The sequence below is a fragment of the Lysinibacillus sp. FSL K6-3209 genome, from assembly GCF_037976175.1.
In the GTDB taxonomy this organism is placed as follows: Bacteria; Bacillota; Bacilli; order Bacillales_A; family Planococcaceae; genus Lysinibacillus; species Lysinibacillus sphaericus_D.
The window spans coordinates 4,326,817-4,344,870 of record NZ_CP150264.1; the positions used below are offsets into that span (position 1 = coordinate 4,326,817).

The 18,054-nt window shown below is 33.5% G+C and carries 20 protein-coding genes; 4 read left to right on the top strand and 16 right to left on the bottom strand.

The window, feature by feature from the left end:
- Positions 1–52: 52 nt before the first annotated feature.
- The 13 genes from MHH88_RS21050 to MHH88_RS21110 all read right to left on the bottom strand — a co-directional run bounded on the left by MHH88_RS21050 (position 53) and on the right by MHH88_RS21110 (position 8,418).
- Positions 53–1,093 carry an iron ABC transporter permease gene (locus MHH88_RS21050; RefSeq protein ID WP_339260503.1) on the bottom strand — a complete coding sequence of 347 codons (1,041 nt, stop codon included), beginning with the start codon at positions 1,091–1,093 and terminating at the stop codon, positions 53–55.
- Positions 1,086–2,102, bottom strand: coding sequence for an iron ABC transporter permease (locus MHH88_RS21055; RefSeq protein WP_103977789.1), 1,017 nt, complete (start codon positions 2,100–2,102; stop codon positions 1,086–1,088). Before MHH88_RS21055 ends, MHH88_RS21050 begins: the two co-directional genes overlap by 8 nt.
- Positions 2,103–2,275: 173 nt before the next feature.
- Entirely contained in the window at positions 2,276–3,265 is a 990-nt protein-coding gene (locus MHH88_RS21060; protein WP_339263148.1) for an iron-siderophore ABC transporter substrate-binding protein, read from the bottom strand.
- Positions 3,266–3,870: 605 nt separating this feature from the next.
- Positions 3,871–4,764 (bottom strand): hypothetical protein, encoded by an 894-nt coding sequence (locus MHH88_RS21065; protein WP_339260505.1) that lies wholly within the window; start codon positions 4,762–4,764, stop codon positions 3,871–3,873.
- Positions 4,761–5,009, bottom strand: coding sequence for a hypothetical protein (locus MHH88_RS21070; protein ID WP_069508213.1), 249 nt, complete (start codon positions 5,007–5,009; stop codon positions 4,761–4,763). The genes MHH88_RS21065 and MHH88_RS21070 overlap by 4 nt, the downstream gene beginning before the upstream one ends.
- A 120-nt stretch (positions 5,010–5,129) precedes the next feature.
- On the bottom strand, positions 5,130–5,261 hold the full coding sequence (locus MHH88_RS21075) for a hypothetical protein (RefSeq protein ID WP_339260508.1): 132 nt from the start codon (positions 5,259–5,261) through the stop codon (positions 5,130–5,132).
- A gap of 35 nt (positions 5,262–5,296) precedes the next feature.
- Entirely contained in the window at positions 5,297–5,422 is a 126-nt protein-coding gene (locus MHH88_RS21080) for a hypothetical protein (protein ID WP_255702602.1), read from the bottom strand.
- Positions 5,423–5,454: 32 nt separating this feature from the next.
- Positions 5,455–5,580, bottom strand: coding sequence for a hypothetical protein (locus MHH88_RS21085; protein ID WP_255702602.1), 126 nt, complete (start codon positions 5,578–5,580; stop codon positions 5,455–5,457).
- A gap of 32 nt (positions 5,581–5,612) precedes the next feature.
- Positions 5,613–5,738: a hypothetical protein gene (locus MHH88_RS21090; RefSeq protein ID WP_255702602.1), complete on the bottom strand. Its 126-nt coding sequence runs from the start codon at positions 5,736–5,738 to the stop codon at positions 5,613–5,615.
- 32 nt (positions 5,739–5,770) lie between these two features.
- Complete coding sequence (locus MHH88_RS21095) at positions 5,771–5,896, bottom strand: hypothetical protein (RefSeq protein ID WP_255702602.1); 126 nt, start codon at positions 5,894–5,896, stop codon at positions 5,771–5,773.
- A gap of 32 nt (positions 5,897–5,928) precedes the next feature.
- Positions 5,929–6,054 (bottom strand): hypothetical protein, encoded by a 126-nt coding sequence (locus MHH88_RS21100; protein WP_255702602.1) that lies wholly within the window; start codon positions 6,052–6,054, stop codon positions 5,929–5,931.
- A 35-nt stretch (positions 6,055–6,089) separates the two neighbouring features.
- On the bottom strand, positions 6,090–6,833 hold the full coding sequence (locus MHH88_RS21105; protein ID WP_339260511.1) for a S41 family peptidase: 744 nt from the start codon (positions 6,831–6,833) through the stop codon (positions 6,090–6,092).
- Entirely contained in the window at positions 6,826–8,418 is a 1,593-nt protein-coding gene (locus tag MHH88_RS21110) for an ABC transporter ATP-binding protein (RefSeq protein ID WP_339260512.1), read from the bottom strand. The genes MHH88_RS21105 and MHH88_RS21110 overlap by 8 nt, the downstream gene beginning before the upstream one ends.
- 212 nt (positions 8,419–8,630) lie before the next feature.
- On the opposite strand from MHH88_RS21110, the gene MHH88_RS21115 reads away from it, so the two are divergent.
- The 3 genes from MHH88_RS21115 (at position 8,631) to abc-f (ending at position 14,121) form a co-directional block, all read left to right on the top strand.
- Positions 8,631–9,503, top strand: coding sequence for a hypothetical protein (locus tag MHH88_RS21115; RefSeq protein ID WP_339260514.1), 873 nt, complete (start codon positions 8,631–8,633; stop codon positions 9,501–9,503).
- Between the two features lie 46 nt (positions 9,504–9,549).
- Complete coding sequence (locus MHH88_RS21120; RefSeq protein WP_339260516.1) at positions 9,550–12,519, top strand: thiopeptide-type bacteriocin biosynthesis protein; 2,970 nt, start codon at positions 9,550–9,552, stop codon at positions 12,517–12,519.
- Positions 12,520–12,645: 126 nt separating this feature from the next.
- Positions 12,646–14,121 (top strand): ABC-F type ribosomal protection protein, encoded by a 1,476-nt coding sequence (gene abc-f, locus MHH88_RS21125; RefSeq protein WP_339260518.1) that lies wholly within the window; start codon positions 12,646–12,648, stop codon positions 14,119–14,121.
- 92 nt (positions 14,122–14,213) lie between these two features.
- Here the strand turns inward: abc-f and MHH88_RS21130 are convergent, their stop codons facing one another.
- The 3 genes from MHH88_RS21130 to MHH88_RS21140 form a co-directional block, all read right to left on the bottom strand.
- Positions 14,214–14,717 (bottom strand): N-acetyltransferase, encoded by a 504-nt coding sequence (locus MHH88_RS21130; RefSeq protein ID WP_339260520.1) that lies wholly within the window; start codon positions 14,715–14,717, stop codon positions 14,214–14,216.
- Between the two features lie 33 nt (positions 14,718–14,750).
- A complete protein-coding gene (locus MHH88_RS21135) occupies positions 14,751–16,016 on the bottom strand; it encodes a histidine--tRNA ligase (RefSeq protein WP_339263150.1) in 1,266 nt (421 codons plus the stop codon).
- A 605-nt stretch (positions 16,017–16,621) separates the two neighbouring features.
- On the bottom strand, positions 16,622–17,143 hold the full coding sequence (locus MHH88_RS21140) for a GNAT family N-acetyltransferase (RefSeq protein ID WP_339260523.1): 522 nt from the start codon (positions 17,141–17,143) through the stop codon (positions 16,622–16,624).
- 198 nt (positions 17,144–17,341) lie between these two features.
- Between MHH88_RS21140 and MHH88_RS21145 the strand changes: the two genes are divergently transcribed.
- Positions 17,342–18,049 carry a DUF421 domain-containing protein gene (locus MHH88_RS21145; protein ID WP_339260525.1) on the top strand — a complete coding sequence of 236 codons (708 nt, stop codon included), beginning with the start codon at positions 17,342–17,344 and terminating at the stop codon, positions 18,047–18,049.
- Positions 18,050–18,054: the final 5 nt, after the last annotated feature.

An 18,054-nucleotide genomic window follows, 5' to 3' on the forward strand; every position in this document is an offset into this window, starting at 1 on the left:
ATCTATATAAAAATGTTCCTTATGTATCATGTATCGTTCATTTCTAAACGTGTTATGAATGTTGATTTCTTGTACGGAACAGTAAATAAATAAAAAATGGCGCACCAATTGCAGCAGTAAATACACCTGCTGGTAAATCTTTTGGCAAAAATAGTGTACGACCAACAATGTCTGCAAAAATTACGATAATGGCTCCGACCATTGCAGAAATCGGAATAAGTGCGGCAAATGAACGGCCCACCAGCATTCTACTAATATGAGGTGCTACTAATCCGACGAATGCTATTCCTCCTACAAAGGCAACGGCAGTGCCAGCTAACATAACACTAATCAACAAGAACAATAATCGGTAAACTTGTACCTGTACCCCTACACCTACTGCAACATCATCACCTAATTCTTTTACACTGATGACTCTTGCCATGACAAAAGTGAAGATACTTAAAACAATCACCCACGGTAGTAATAAGTAAACATCCTGCATATTTGCCCCATACAAACTACCTGTAAGCCATATATAAGCTCTTGTTGTGCGTACTTCTTCACCCATGACAATCAGCATTGTCACTATCCCTTTCGTAAGTGCCGAAATCCCAATACCGATTAACACCATTCGTATAGGCGTGACACCCTTATTCCAAGACAACAGATAGATAATAGCCGATACTACTCCCGCTCCTATAATGGCCGCTAATGGTAAGTAGTGTATGCTCACCGTTGCATATGTAAGAAATAACATTGCACCTACTGATGCACCACTTGTTACACCAATAATATCCGGTGCAGCTAAAGGATTTCGAATAATGCCCTGTAATATTAACCCTGATACAGCAAGCGCCATACCAACTAGCACGGCAAGCAATACTCTAGGAAGTCGTAACGTTTGGAGTGTAAATAAATATTCACCTGTACCGTAGCCAAACAATTCCTTTAGTACAGTCACTGGATGTATAAAATCACTCCCTACCGAAAGCGCAAGCAAGATCATGCCACAAAGCAATATACAAAGAATGATAGTAACCATTGCTACTTTTTTTGATAGTTGAAAAGATATTTTATTTGATTTCGTTCTTACCGTTATATAATTATGCATTTTTAGCTAACCCCCTTCGTGCTATATAAATGAAGAAGGGTGCACCAATAAATGCTGTCATAACACCAATGGGCATTTCTAACGGCATAATCACAAAGCGAGCTGCAATATCTGCCAACAGTAGCAATGTTGAACCAATAACTGCACTAAACGGAATTATCCAGCGATAATCTGTACCTACTAAGCCCATCGCCATATGAGGCACGATTAAGCCGATAAAGCCAATGGAGCCAGCAACTGCGACTGATCCCCCAGCAAGCAGGATAACAATAATACCCATAACAACCTTTGTTAAAATCGTGCGTTGCCCTAAGCCTTTCGCAATATCATCTCCTGACTGCAAAATATTGATGGAACGCCCCATTAAAAAGGCCACACTACTACCTATTACAATGAATGGTAATACAGGTAGTAACATATTCAAATCTCTCCCTGAAACAGAACCCGCAAGCCAAAAAAGCACACTTTGTATACCCTGCTCATCAATCACCAACAATCCCTGTGTAAACGAGACAAACAATGCCGAAATAGCAGCACCTGCTAGCACAATTTTGATTGGCGTTAAGCCGTCTCTTCCTAAAGACCCTAAGAAAAAAACAAGAACACCCGCAACACCAGCTCCTAAAAAAGCAACCCACATATAATGGATTAACGAGTCCATAGAAAAAAATGTAATTGCACAAACAATAAAAAATAATGCGCCTGCGTTAACACCTAAAATATCTGGTGCGGCTAAAGGATTTCTCGTCAAAGCACGCATTAAAGCCCCTGCTATTGCAAGACTTGCTCCAACTACAGTAGCAACAACAGCTCTAGTGAAACGAGATGTTCGAATGATTACATGCTCCGCATTTGATGCATCATAGTTGAAAAAAGCATCATACACTAATCGAAATGGTATTGATGTTTGACCAAGAGCTACACTTAACATAAATGCCATTATCAGCAACACACAACAAATAATAAAAACACTTTTTTTCATTGAGGCACTGGTAAGCAAATTTTGCATTGAACTCCTACTTTCTTAACCTTATTTATGTCTTCTTCTAGCCACCTCTTGCATCTTCCCATATACAATAGATGAAGCATTGTTTAGAAATGAAGGGGCTCATCACTTTAGAGCCCCCTTTGATACAAAGAATTGAAATCCTTGCAATACCTTAATCGACTATATCTACTTTCTTACTTTTCTAGCTCAAATCTGTTATAAATATCATCCAACATAATATTTGCACTTAAAATACCACCTGCAAAATTCCAGTACACCTCTTCCACACGATATACTTGGTCATTTTTAACCGCTTCAAGCTCTTTCCATAATGGATGGCTTGTCCATTCTTCTAATGTTTTTTTCGTTGCTTCATCCTCGATATAAAACATATAAATGACATCCGCATCCATTTGTGGAATGCTTTCTTTATCTGTAAACCTTAAAACGATAGGTAGCGGATCTTCCGTTATATTTTTTGGTCCTTTAAAGCCAAGCTCTGTTAAAATTTCACCTGCATAACCGGCTGGATAAACACGTGCGTGGTCAGCTCTAAAATTGACAACCGAAGCACTAATTGGCCATTTATCCCCTAGCTTATCTTTAATTTTTGTTTGGAAATCAGCTACACGACTTTCCCATGCTCCAAGTAGTTCTTTTGCTTTATCTTCTTTACCAGTCGACTCTCCGATTAAATTGATTGTCCCTTTAAAATCAAATACATCTTGGTGCACAACTGTCGGTGCGATTTGTGATAATTGTTCATAAATTTCCTCATGACGATTTTTCGAAGCAATAATTAAATCCGGCTGAAGTTTTGCAATTTCCTCTAAGTTAGGCTGTGTTTCTTCCCCTAAAAGAGGAATACCTTCTAAGTCCTTTTGTAAATACTCATAATATGGTGTATCTGCCCAAGATTCTACAACTCCTACAGGTTTGATGCCCATCGCTACAGCAACATCCGTAGCACCTTGATAAAGCGTAACGATTTTCGTAGGTGTCCCTTCGATTGTTGTTGTACCTAAGGAATGTGTCACTTCTCGACTGCTATTTTCAGTACTATTATTGTCAGTACTACTTTCTTGCGTTGTATTATTGTCATCTGCATTCGAAGCATCTTCAGATTCCTTATTTCCACATCCGACTAACACCAATGCAAATAACAACACTAAAAACATGACCATCTTTCTAAAGCTTATAAATTTAATAGAGTTCACTATAATTTCCTCCAATCAAATAATTAAATGACCGATAATGATAATCATTATCATTATAAATTTGTAAAGCATGAATTTCAATATATTTTTTAGAATATTTAGGATGTTTATTTTTTCCTTTAGTATGTATTATTGAAAAACCGTAATGAATAAAAGGCATAAAAATAAGTAGCCGAAGAAAAACAGACATGTTTCTCTCCAGCTACTTTTATTGTCCTTTTCCTATACATCATTGCTATGTTGCAAAAAGCTGCACACAATAGATAACCCCATAAATAGGAAGTGCGATAGATAAAAGAAAATACATCACCATTTCACCTTTAGTAAGCTTTCGTTTCCACTTCGTTAATTTAAGTTGTCGTCGGTAAATAAAACTAGAAAGTAAGATTATTAAAAAAGTGATATCTTTTATATTCTCTATAAAGAGATGCATCTCTTCCTCTCCCTTCGTTTTACAAAAGGCTCTCTATTTTATTTAATGACTACATAGCTAAAAAAAGAATCATCTATAATTTTAGATAAAAAAAGAGCATTGGGATTTTTATTATCCAATGCTTTATATATTTAACCTATTAACTTAAGCATTTATCCTCAATGCTTCGTAAAATTTGAGCGCTCACATTAAGGTCGCGAATATTCAATCTCATAGAGGTAGTATTTAAGTTCTTAAAGATCTTTAATACTGTTTTAAAAGGGTTATCAGCTAAACAAGCCTGATTACTAATTAACTCAAAAAAATCATATGGCTTATCTATTAATTCCGTATGCGTGTCTACAAAAAATATTGAATCAATTTTACTGACATTCTCATAATACTTCCAACCAGGAACATCGCTAATATGAATTAACTCTGTCGTTAAACCTGTTTCCTCGATATGAAACGTTGGCATTTCACTAGGAATTTTTTCAACTATCTGTTTAAACTTATCTTCATAATACTCTTTTGTTGTATTTCTAAGGCCTATCGGTTTTTTAAAAGGCAGAATCTCTCCTGTTTCATTATCAATAACTAATAAATCATCACTAATTAAACTGTGACCATATTCCAATAATTCCATTATTAATGTCGTCTTACCAGAGCGACTAGGACCAAAAATGGCAATTGTTTTATTATTAACCCTAATTGCACAACCATGAAAAAATGAATACTTATTTCTAAAGAAGGGTACTGTAATAGGCGGGAGAAATGTAGCCTCTTCAACCCACTTTTCAAGTGAATTTTCATCTGGTCCGTGAAGAATGACTAGTTTATCATTTGATAACATATCACTGACCATAATGTTATAAGAGGAACGATTCTCAATTTTAATATAATAAGCAATTGATGTTGTCGTATCATTATCTACGTACTCTCTATAAATATATGCTAATTGTTTCAATAAATACGAATCATTACTCTCTATATTTATTACATCACCGAAAAAGTTAAAATTAATCTTTAAACGCTCCAACATCAATCGACTCACGCATCACTTTCTAACATATTTTCAAAGTCCTTAATTGTTACCTCAACTTGCTGTTCAAACTCACTTAAATCGCCTTCAGGAATAGAGTATTCTTTCATTAGCTTATTTTTTATGTCTGCAAGTGATGTTCCGTTAATATGCATTTTAATAATTGATGATGCCGTTTCATTTAAAAATACTGGATCTTTCCCATCAATATCTACTACCGCTGTATTGCCAGTTTCAATATACTCATAGTTTTTCATCTTAATCCCTCACTTTTTTGATATTAGGCTGTGTTAAACGTATGTATTTAGGTTGGTTGAATACTTATTCTCCAGACTAAAATCATCAATAACCTTTAACACAGCCACTTCTTAATAACATTAATTTCTTGTAAGCTCCCCATGGTGACCACTACTATTGCTTGCATATAGAGAAGATTCAATTGACGACATCCTATTATCAAACTTTTTGACTGATAAAGCTTTTATTTTAGGACAAATCCATTTCTTCATCTGATCACCTCTTCAAATCAACAAAATTATAAAAATTAGTTACGTGTAAGCTCCCCACGGTGCCCACTGCTTGCGTATAATGCTGATTCGATTGATAAAATTTTATTATCAAACTTTGTGATTTGTAATGCGTCCATTTTTGGGCTAATCCATTTTTTCATCTGTCTCCACCTCCTTATATTTTTGCGAACTATTAGTTACGTGTCAGCTCCCCACGATGTCCACTGCTTGCATATAGTGCTGATTCGATTGATAAAATTTTATTATCGAATTTTGTGATTTGTAATGCGTCCATTTTTGGGCTAATCCATTTTTTCATCTGTCTTCACCTCCTTATATTTTTGCTGGCTATTAGTTACGTGTAAGCTCTCCACGGTGTCCACTGCTTGCGTATAATGCTGATTCGATTGATAAAATTTTATTATCAAACTTTGTGATTTGTAATGCGTCCATTTTTGGGCTAATCCATTTTTTCATCTATGTTCACCTCCTTATCATTTTGCGAGCTATTAGTTACGTGTCAGTTCTCCACGGTGTCCACTGCTTGCGTATAATGCTGATTCGATTGATAAAATTTTATTATCAAACTTTGTGATTTGTAATGCGTCCATTTTTGGGCTAATCCATTTTTTCATCTGTCTTCACCTCCTTATATTTTTGCTGGCTATTAGTTACGTGTAAGCTCCCCACGGTGTCCACTGCTTGCATATAATGCTGATTCGATTGATAAAATTTTATTATCAAATTTTGTGATTTGTAGTGCGTCCATTTTTGGGCTAATCCATTTTTTCATCTATGTTCACCTCCTTTAATTGTTCTCATTGATAACTAAAGCATCATTATTTCAGGGGGCTTGTAGCTACGGGTGTTAGCCATGCTTTTAATGGCATAGTAATAATTGAAATCAAAAGGAATATCGATATTAAAATCAGTTTCTATTTTCGATATAGGTATAAGAACTTTTTTATTGGGCGCGGTAATTTGTTTATAGATATACTCTTTTCCATAAGTCTTACTACCAATAATTGTGGTATTTTTGTCATCCTTGAATTTATCCGCAAATAACTCTGCAGAGCTACACGTTGAATTTGAGACGAGTATATAGATATGAGCAATTGAATATTTCTTACATGTATCAACAAACCAATTATAGTAATTAATCATCTTCTGCAATTCCCCGCCGAAATTAACTCTTAAATCGACCACTATATTTTTCTTAAAGATTTGTTCATCTAATTTTGGAATGACATCAAAACTAATACATTGTAAAAACAAGTGATTATTACTAGTAAAATTTTCGTACACAATCTGGCTCCAATCGAAGTCTTCTAAAGTTAAAATCCACTGACTACCATTATCAAACTCCACTATGTTTTCCCCAATTGCCCAATTACTACTAACATCAGATGCTTTACCGTTAGCTTTCACAATCGTATTGGATTGGATCTCTTTCGGTAATGGCGGATAAATATCTATTATGGATATTTTAGAATCACTTTTTTGGATTATAATTCCGAATTTTTCGAAAATTTTTTCCAAAGTTTCTTCCTCTATCGTGATTACTTTAGACATATGCCACAGACTCCTTATCGACATAACTTGTAAAATCGTATTTTATATCAAATTTGTCGTAGATATCCTCGGGTGTGTTGTGCGAAACAACAATGATTGTTTTATCTTTTATATTTAACAGCTCATCCCAAAATATTTGACTATTAAAACTATCAAGATTAGAAGTAGGTTCATCAAAAATTAAAGTCGATTTATCTGACATTAATCCTCTTAAAATAAGCAATCTTCTCTTTTCACCACTAGAGAGTTTTGCCACGTCTTCACTTAAAAGTTTCTCTTCTGACAAGAACTTCTTCATATAATTAAGTTCTTCTTCACTATACTCATCTCTCAATAAAATATTAAATATAGGTGAACCATCAAAAAGATTGTTGTCCGTCATGACGTACATAATATCTTTAAATGGATTACTATCAAGCTTAAGACTATTGTTGTCATAACAAATTTCCCCAGTATGGTTGCTCTTTAATAATCCCAGTATGGATTCTAAAAATATAGATTTGCCTAAACCACTTTGCCCTGTAATAATATGTGTGTTGTTTTTTTGGAAAGTTACATCATTATAGTTGAAAACCGTATTATCAAATTTAAAGGATAATTTTTTAGTAGTAATTGCGTTATTATAGCTAATCGCTGTTTCAAGATTATCTGTTTCTACACAGATAATGGAGTTAATATCTTCTCTTAGTTTTTTCGTGCTGTTTATATTATTTATACTCCTTGATAGCGATAAAATCGGCATACTTAATTGCTCTACTAAACCTAAAAGGGTAATCGTAACACCAGGAGTAATATGACCTTTAATAATTAATAAAACCGATATCGCTAGAATTAAGAAATGAGAAGAATATGATAGCAAGGAATACATCGTATTTAATGTAATTCTATAATTCTCCGTTTTTAACCCCGCATCTCTTTCTTTATTAATTTCATTTCTAGACCTATTTCGAAAAAGGGCATCAGCATTTAAAATTCTTACGTACTTTAGATTATCTAATAGATTTTTAAAAAAGCTGAGGTTATCCCCTTTTTGGTTTAAAAAGCTTTTTTCAAGATTCGCCAGTTTATCTTTGAATAATTTAGTTACCAATAAAGGCAGAAACATAAAAGCAATTACAACCAAGCCAATATAGATATTAATAATAAGTAAAGACGTTGTAACGAAAACGATCCTTAGCGTTAAGTAAATAGCATCAAAAGAACTTCTATAATATTGATACTCTAAACTATCCACAACGTTCGTTAACGCATTTAAGTTATTTTCATTTTTCACCTTTATATTTGAAAAGTCTCTTGTCTTTAATACGTTGTTAATAATTGAATTTTTAAGTTTTGCAAAAGTATTTCTAATTAAATGATTTTCGTACTTCCATTCTAAAAAGTAAAATAGCACCTCTATTAAAATTAAAACCCCGAAAATCAAAATATACGTAGAGACTTTATCTAAATTTTGATCAAGTGCGCCTTGAAATAAATCTCCTTTAATAAATTGGATAATTGTCCCCATTAATGTTGAAACAATTAAAATAGAAATCAAAAGGAAAGTATTTCTATTTTTTATTCCAAAAATAATAGATTTTTTCAACCCCAAGTCCCTCCTAGCCTACTCATTAAAAAATAAATAGAGTAATTACGTAGAAAATATCAATCCATCCACCCATTTTACAAAACCTCCTTTCAACCCAAATTGTATTCTCAAATCGAATAAACGCTGTTGTTTATATGTCTGATAATAGAGAAATAAATTGATTGAATGGTAAAATGTATACAAATATATACATTTTAGGAGGTTTTACTATGTTTGGTCCTACAATTGAAATGATAAGAGAAGGTAAAAAGATTAAAATAAAGGATCTTTGTGATGGCATAGTGACCCGAGCTGCTTATCATCGTTTTGCCAGCGGTCAAACGGATACTAGTATCCATAATCTATCCTTATTTATGGATAGATTGCATATTTCCCCTAATGAGTTTTTCTTAATTCATAGCAACTATGCGAGTGATAAAGTAGTTTGCTTTTTAAAAGAATTATCTAGAGCATATAGGGTGCAGGATATTCAAGAATTGCGCTCTTTAAGGAAGAAACTAGAGGCGGATTTTACTGGTTTAAAATATGAACATATGACCGATCTTCTGAATTTCAGGATTTGTAGGTTGTTGGGGCAAGATATTGATGGCAAAAAAAGCAGTTTATTTAAGTATTTAATCAGCACTGAATTTTGGACTCATTATGAACTAGTACTATTTACAAATAGTATGTATGTTTTTTCATTAGAATTAATCGATGCTATTCTTATACGTTGTATTCAAAGGTTTAATAAATTCAGTCAGACTCGACCTTATGGAAATGAAGGCTTTCGACTTGTAGTCAATGCATTAATTTTAGCCTTTGAACAAAAAGATTCATTTTACACTACTAAATGGATTGATTTATTAAACACCATACAACTAAATGATAGTGATTTCTTTGAAAAAGCACTGTTCAAAATATTTAAAGGGTTTTATAACATCACAATACACAAAGATCAAAATTCCATTTCAGAAGTAATAAAAACAATTGAGTTTGTTGGGCATATAGAAGCCCGCGAACATGAAGTTATGTTTAATCGAATGCTGGATTTCATACTTGAGCATAGCGGATTACAGAAAGTCCATTCTTCAAAAACATAACTCAATTGATTACCTCTCTTAATTAAATAATTTTGAGGTGAATCACATGTATGAAATGATGCCCTATATCAATGTAAGAACAGCAAATCACTCAACTAATGAGGAAAATCAAGATCGTTGGTTTGATAAAAAACTTTTTACTAGTTCCCGTAGCTTATATCATCAATTGCAAAGGAACGAGAATTTTAACAAAGCCACACTAGCTAAAAGAAAATATTTAAATAGATCTAGATATAGAGCAACACCCTTCGGCTTATTTTCATCTGTCTACTTCAATACTATAGATGAAGTAAATCATTCAACAAATCAAATGATTATTCATCATGACTTTAAAGTATATACAAGTATTGATTCGGAATGGATAAGTAAATTTATTTCAACCTTAAAAAATGAAAATTTAGCAAGCTTACAGGTTACGTGGAATTCGAATGTGGTCTACCAAAATTCGAATTTTTTATACAATAACTGGACATTAGATGATAAAAAGAAGTTTAATACAAATAAAATTCAATTAAATACTCTATTAGAAGCCATTCAAGTCCATGCAAAAAAAGCTGTTACTATTGAAGAGTTAGCAAAAAAACTAGAAGAACAAAATGGTGTTCTTTTACCATTTAAAATTGTATTAAATGTAGTGAAACAATTGGTCCACGGTGGCTATTTGATTACGGATTTAGACAATTTAACATTTATTCAAGACTTCGAACTTCTAATTCGCTATGTTGAAGAGAAAAATTATTCTTTCCCAAAAGATGCAATCAAGCAAATAAGAACTTTGATAAAAAATCAAAATAATTCTATAAGCAAGTTCAATATAGATACTGTAAACAAGTTGGAAAAACTATTAGCTTCAATTCATAATTGTGAACATTACCTTCGCTTTGATAGTGAAACTAACGTTATTAATCTTGATTTAGATAAAGGTCTTATAGAAAAAACACTCTTACCTTTCGTTAATTTCCTATCGACTTATGCAATACGGGTACCTGTAAGTGATAGATATCAAGCTGATATCCATTTTTTCAAAGAAAAGTACGGAAATTCAAAAGTAAAGTTTTTAGATTTTTACAAAAACTATCAATTGATTCGAGAGAAAAATTGTTCGCTAGAACGCAAAACGTCAGATTTAGAGAAAAAAATAAAAATGCAATTATTAGCACTAACATCTACGGCAGCAAACAGACATTTAAAAGAAATCGACATAGCAAATTTGCATTTTGAAGACCTAAAAATAGAAAGCGAAATTTCTCCAGCAATACAAAGTTGTTTTTACTTAGAGAGTAAAAATGGACAACTCAACTTTTCACTAACCCCGTATGCTGGAAATGCGGGACTTGGACGTTTAGAAGGACGATTTTCATATATAAATCCAGCATATTTTACAACAATGAAAAATATTGAAAGAAGAAAAATTACAGAAGCTAATACAGAGGTCATTACCGTTAAATATATGCCTAAAAATCAACACTACTATAATATTATGAATGATTGCTATGAAGGCAATTTAAATCTTCAATATGGAACTGCTGAAAATCAACAATCCGTTCCATTAGAGCAACTCTTTATTAGCATACAAGATAATAAATTAACACTTTCTGCATTATTAGATGATGGTACTGAAAAAATTGTAAAGTTTGAACAATATAATGTATCTAATATTGAACATTTTACCCCACATATTTTAAATGACTTACTATTTTGGAGTAGCAATTACTATGCAAATATTATGTCGCTTCTATTCGATATTCAAAAAATACGAAAAGACTTTATTCATTTTCCAAAGGTTCTTTTTAAAGACATTGAATTAATCCCTCAATCTTGGCTAATTAAAAATTATATGGGAGATATACGCTCACAAAATCAATTTTTCAACAAGTTTACCGAAATGAAAACGATTTATGAAATACCGGATTCACTTTTTGTTAGATGTAATGACCTAAGAATATTAATCGATACTAATCGTAAAGAGGATTTAGATATTTTATGGGATATTTATAAAACGGATAATTCTTTTACTATTTACCTTGAAGAAAATTCATTGAACTTAGCTAACTTTATTACGCTTGACTCAGAAGGCAACCATTATATGTCTGAGTTTGTTTTTAACTTTGTAGCACAAAAGATTAAGCCGAAGAAACTTGTCCAACTACCTTTGTTTCAAACAAAGGAAGAATTAAATTTAGAAAGAAAAGTTAACTGGCAACATTTTAATATTTATTTACCGCACGAACTCCAAGACGACTTTTTAGGCACTTATTTAAATGAGCTTATTAAAGAGCTAAAATCCAACGGTGCAATTACTAAGTCTTTTTACATTCGTTATTTTGATGATAGACATCATATAAGATTAAGAATTTCTCCTACTTCTCAATTTAATGGAATAGATGAATATCTAGCAAAAGGCGTTATAGCTGGGGATATCATTGATTATAGTATAGGAAAGTATGACCCAGAATACGAAAGATATGGAGGATTGACTACCATGTCGGAGGCAGAGGATTTTTTCTGTGCTGATAGTTCTCTTATTCTTAGTTTATTAGCTTCCTGTTTAGGTAACGAAAAAATAGATAAAGTGGATCACGCTATCTATCTTGTGTTTAAACTACTATCTCTTCATACCAAAGATCTACATCAACAGTTCCGTATTATGGATGATGGTTATTCAAATAAGGACTTTTCAAAAGATTTCCGTGAAAACAGACATAAATATTTGGCATTTAGTGATATTGCTGCATCTTCAAATACTGATTTAACTGCACATCATTTTGCTTTCAACAAAGAACAACTGACCGACTGGGAGCTACAATTGTCTACCTATTTTAAAAAATTAATAAATGAAAACCGTTTTGATTTTAATATTATTCGAAGTTTAATACATATGACATGTATCAGACTGTTTGGTATTAAATCAGAAGAGGAAGAATTAGTTGGAAATATGGTTTGGAGAGTTTTAAAACAACAAATTGCTATAAAGAAGAAAGCCACTAACGCTACCCTTATTTTAAACTCAAACTAAAACAAGCATCATTCTACAATTTATATTTCCATGGAAATAATTTTCTCTTTTGTTTGCATGATCTAAACGTTTTATTCAAAGAAGAGAAACATGCCATCTTCATTTTTGAGACTGGGGGGGATAAAAATGGAAGAGCTTGCTTTAAAATTAAACAATGTTCAAATTAGTTTTGGGGACAAGGAAATTTTTGATACTAAGGAATTAACCGTTTATCAAAATGATCGCATTGGTATTGTAGGGAAAAATGGTCAAGGCAAAACGACTTTATTGAATATAATTGCAGGTACCATTACACCTGATAATGGAAAGATTGAACGATTTGTCGATTTCAATTATTTTCAACAAATCGGTGAGCTAAAGGAAGAAACGAATGCTGACTATCTAGATTCCCAATTACTTAGCCGCTTGAACGTTCCTACTAACAGCGTTGAAACACTTAGTGGTGGAGAACAATCCAAATTTCGTTTAGTTCAGTTACTATCTCAATATAAAATGGGTCTGCTGTTAGACGAACCGACAACGCACGTAGATAAAAATGGGATCGACATAATGATCGAAGAATTAAATTATTATTACGGTACTTTAATATTTGTCAGCCATGATCGCTATTTTATTAATGCAATTGCCACAAAAATATGGGAAATAGATAATGGGAAAATCAAGGAATTTAACGGCAATTACGATCAATATCTGGAACAGAAACAACAAGAGAAGTTGGAGTTACAAAGAAAATATCAAAAGGTCACAAAAGAAAAAGGACGATTACAAGAAGCTGTAGAAGTGAAAAAGAGTCAGGCAAAGAAAATTTCTATCGTTAGTGAAAAAAACAAACAAAGAAATATTAAACCGAATCGCTTAGCTTCTACCAAACAAAAAGACACAGTTCAAAAGAGTATGTTGAAAACCGTGAAATCAATAGAGAAAAGAATGGATATGTTGGAGGAGGTTCATATTGAAAAAGATCCTAAACCAATTTCTTTTCCAATAGTGAAAGAACTTGAAATAAATAATCGTTTTCCGATAATGGGACATAATATCACCGTTACTGCTGGAGACAATATCCTTCTTGCAGAACAGGATTTCCAATTCCCACTTGGCAAGAAGATAGCTATAGTAGGAGACAATGGCGTAGGTAAATCAACTTTCTTACACTATATAATGAATAATCAAGATGGTATCACGCTTTCCTCAAAAATTGTATTTTGCACTTACAAGCAAATGGATTATAAAATGAGTGGGGACATAAGTATATTAGAGTATCTTATGAAGATGAGTGAGTATAAAGAAAGCTTTATTCGGGCGATTCTCAGTAACCTTGGCTTTGAAGAAGCCGCTATTAGAAAACCTTTACATGCGTTAAGTGGTGGAGAAGCAACTCGAATTTCTTTGGCAGCCCTTTTTGCCAAACCTTCTAATGTCCTTATTTTAGATGAACCAACAAATTTTATAGACTTAGCTACTATTGAAGCATTGGAAATATTTTTACTAGGCTATAAAGGAACAGTGCTCTTTACTACTCATGATCAGCTTATTGTGGAAAGAGTAGCTGACCAAATTTGGGAAATTAAAGATAAAACGTTACAGCTTATCAAGGAAAAATAAAATGGGCATCTAATACATTAAAACCACCCGCGATGAGACGGGTGGTTTTAAGCTTGAGTCAAAGACGGAGGTGAAATCATAAGTTCTTTAAATTAGAAATATAACACCATCAATTCCTCGTCATAATAGTGCCCATTAAATTGAAGAGCTTTGCGTTCTAAGCCGTAAACCTCAAAGCTTAATGACTTATATAACTTTTGGGCTGAACTATTATCAGAAACAACTGTTAAGTTTATTTGCTCCAAACCTTCACAACATTTCGCCCTCTTTATTAGTTCGCTCATCAGTAATTTCCCTAATCCACGCCCTCTTCCTTCAGGTGCAACATACATGCCAAAAACATTCCCTTTATGACTCGTTTTCGGACTGTCTTCACGCACAAAAGTTACGATGCCAACCAACGAACCGTTATTATGAAAAGCACCGAGCACAAACTTATCGGTTGTTGCTTCTATTCGCTCTGCAACAGTTTGTAATGAAAGGTTTACTTCACGCTCATATGTGGAACCAAATGCTTCCGGATTATTTTTTAATGCACTTAAACGCACTTCTTGATATACTTGTGCATCTGATTTACTTAAAATACGAATCTCCATAATCTATCTCCTTACCGTTCGTTATCTTTCCATTCATACATTGAAAATAAAAGTTTTAGTAGCGGTCTCCCCTGTCTGCATATTTTTTAGCATATAGTGATTTTGCGTTACTTCCTCTTGCCCCAACACAATAACAAAAGGAATGTTTTCACGATTTGCTTTATCCATCGCTTTTCTTAATTTTTTACCACTAAGCTCTACTTCAACGCGATAGTCTTTCCGCAATGCTTTTGCTAATACAAGAGACTCTACTGTTGTATGAATAGGAATGATATAAATATCAATTAATGTCTCCTGCTTTTTTTGTTCATCTAACATCATAGCTGTATAAATAACATCTAACCCGAATGAAATACCGACCGTAGCAAACTTTTCTGTTCCCCCTAATAGCCCGCCAATCGCATTATCATAACGACCCCCGCTTCCTATACTGGATGTTATGCGACCATCCCGTACGAACATTTCATAAATTGTACCCGTATAAATTTCTAGCCCACGCGCAAGCAAAGGATTAAATAGACAATTTTCTGTAATGCCAAGCTTATTTAAATAGTGTTCTAATTCTTCCATTTCGGCTACACCTTCTTGAATCAGAGGCTCATCATATTGGCCGAAATAAGCAAGTGTATTTTTTCTATCGTCTTGTAAAAAATATGCGATTCGCTTTACAACAGCAAGTTGCAAACCTACCTCTGTTAACTCTGCTAAAACTGCATCATGACCTACTTTTTCAATTTTATCGAGTATTAAAATTACCCGACTTTGCACATCAGCATCTACACCAAAAACACCAAGTAAGCCAACTAATAGCTTACGATTGTTATATTGAATGACAACATCTTGCTCTAGCTTTTCAAAAGCATCTAATGCCATCATCATCAATTCGGCCTCAGCTGCTTGTGAATCAACCCCAACAATATCTACATCACATTGTGTAAACTCGCGAAATCTCCCCGCTTTAATCGGGCCATCTCGAAACACTTTGCCAATTTCATAACGTTTAAATGGCATCGGTAATGAAGGGTTCATTGCAATGACCTTTGCGAATGGAATCGTTAAATCATAACGTAATGCTAGTTCACGTTCTCCTCGATCCGATAGCACATACATCTCTTGTAGAATTTCAGCACCTCCTGCGTATTTTGATGCCATTAAGCTTGTATAGTTTAAAATCGGTGTTTCAAGTGGTTTACATCCATATGTGATAAAAGTATCTTCTAACGTACGACGGATTTTACGACGAATACGTTCTTGCTCTGGTAAATAATCTTGGGTTCCTCTAACATTTTGATAATCCATTTTCTTCATCTTCATTGCTCCTTTTTTTAGAAAATAAAAAAACCGTACTAACATAAGCTCCAACTTCGGCTTAGTTATACGATTTCATGAGAAATAGTCTTCCTATTCAATATTAAAAAATTAATAAAGATAGCAAGACTAGTGGATATGATGATGTTGAGTTGCTGAAATTAGACGTTGTAAAACCGACATATAATCTCCTCCATTCAATTATTCGTAACTTTAAACTAAATGAATAATTTTGTCAATTCATTATTTTCTAACAAAAAGAATACCTAATGGAGATAGCACCCCAGAAGTGGCTGAGACAAAAGAGAAAAAGTGTTAGATTGACTCACTAGTTGTTGGTAGCGAAGGCGGTGACTCCTGCTCAGAAAGCACACAATGTAAGACGCGGGCAATCCGTGCGTTAGCGAGGGTTGTGGCTTACTGTGCTGAGCGGAAAGCACCGCCGCGGACAACAACGGCATAGCAAGATGAATTACACTTCTAATTTTTTTTGCAAAAGCAAGAATAGCTAAGTTCTCCATATAGCAAAAAATCATGAACACCTTTCGTCTATTTCTTAAATTTTTTTAGTTATGTCCCAGCCCCTAGTTAAAACTTTATAGTAGCTTTTGATACAGTTCAAAATTCTCTAAACCATATTCACTATAACCTAAATCAACTGTATCAATATACGCAAAATCATATTTTCTATAGAGGCTGATAGCAGGTTGATTTTTTTCATATACATCCAAGCGAATTGCCTTTATATTCATGGCTTTACTATGCTCAATAATAAAATCCATTATTTTTTTGCCAATGCCCTTTTTTAGATAAGCCGGATGTACGGCAAAAGTATGTATAACCAAGATGTCTTCAGCATCTAAATGTATTTTCCAATCCACTTTCGAATAAGCCATTTCCTGTTCACGTCTTAAAATAACCGTCCCTGCAATATGATTTCCATCTTTCATCACATATAAATTACCTTCCTGTATGCCCTTAATTGCCGTTTCTTTTATAGGATATATTCCTTTTTTCCATCCAGGATAATTAATATGGGTATCAAGGTAGTCGTTTAACTCATTATATAAAGACTCTATTTCTTCTATATGACAATTCGTTCCCTTTTCTATCTTCATCGTTTCATTCCTTTGCTAGTTAGTTAATTATTAAACTTCATTATAGATTAATCTAAATTGGGTCACAATGATCATCCTACCACGGGTTGTGAAAGGATAGCCAAATTGAGGATGAAATTTCTTTTAGAACGGGTAAAGGATACTACAAGCGGCGAGGAAAGATTGGACAAATTGAAAATCAACAGAGGAGTAGATGTCATGACGTATATGAATATTGGATTAAAGTTATTTTTCGGGTTAATTGCTTTATTACTTGTGACACGTTTGTTGGGCAAAAAAGAAATATCACAGCTTACCCCCTTTGACTTTGTATATTCCATTGTTCTTGGCGGTATATTGGAAGAAAGCATCTATGATAACAAAATTTCAGCTCTTCATGTATGGTTCGCGGTTGCCGTTTGGGGAATGCTACTGTTCATCATCGAAAATCTATCGAAACGTTCCAATAAATTTAGAGTTCTTCTAAAGGGCGAAACATCAATTTTAATTAGAAATGGTGAATTTAATCTAAAAGAACTCGAAGCGAATCACCTAGAAATGGAGCAATTACGGATTATGCTACGACAGCAAGGTGTCTTCTCTCTTCGGGAAGTTTGTGATTTATACTTAGAGCCTGGTGGTACAGTTAGCTTAAAAAAATATGCTGAATTTGATACTGTTACACCAGCTATGCTCAATGTAAAAACGAAAAATGACACGATGAACTTCCTGTTTGTGGATGAAGGAGAAATTAACGAAGAAATATTAAAGTATACTGGTAAATCCAAAGAATGGTTATATGATGAACTGCGCAAGGAAGGCTTCCCTACAATTCAGGATATTTTGTATGCGGAATGGTCACAGACAGATGGATTTTTTATCAAAACCTATACGAACAACAAAGATGGTATCCGCAAAGGAAATTAAAATCG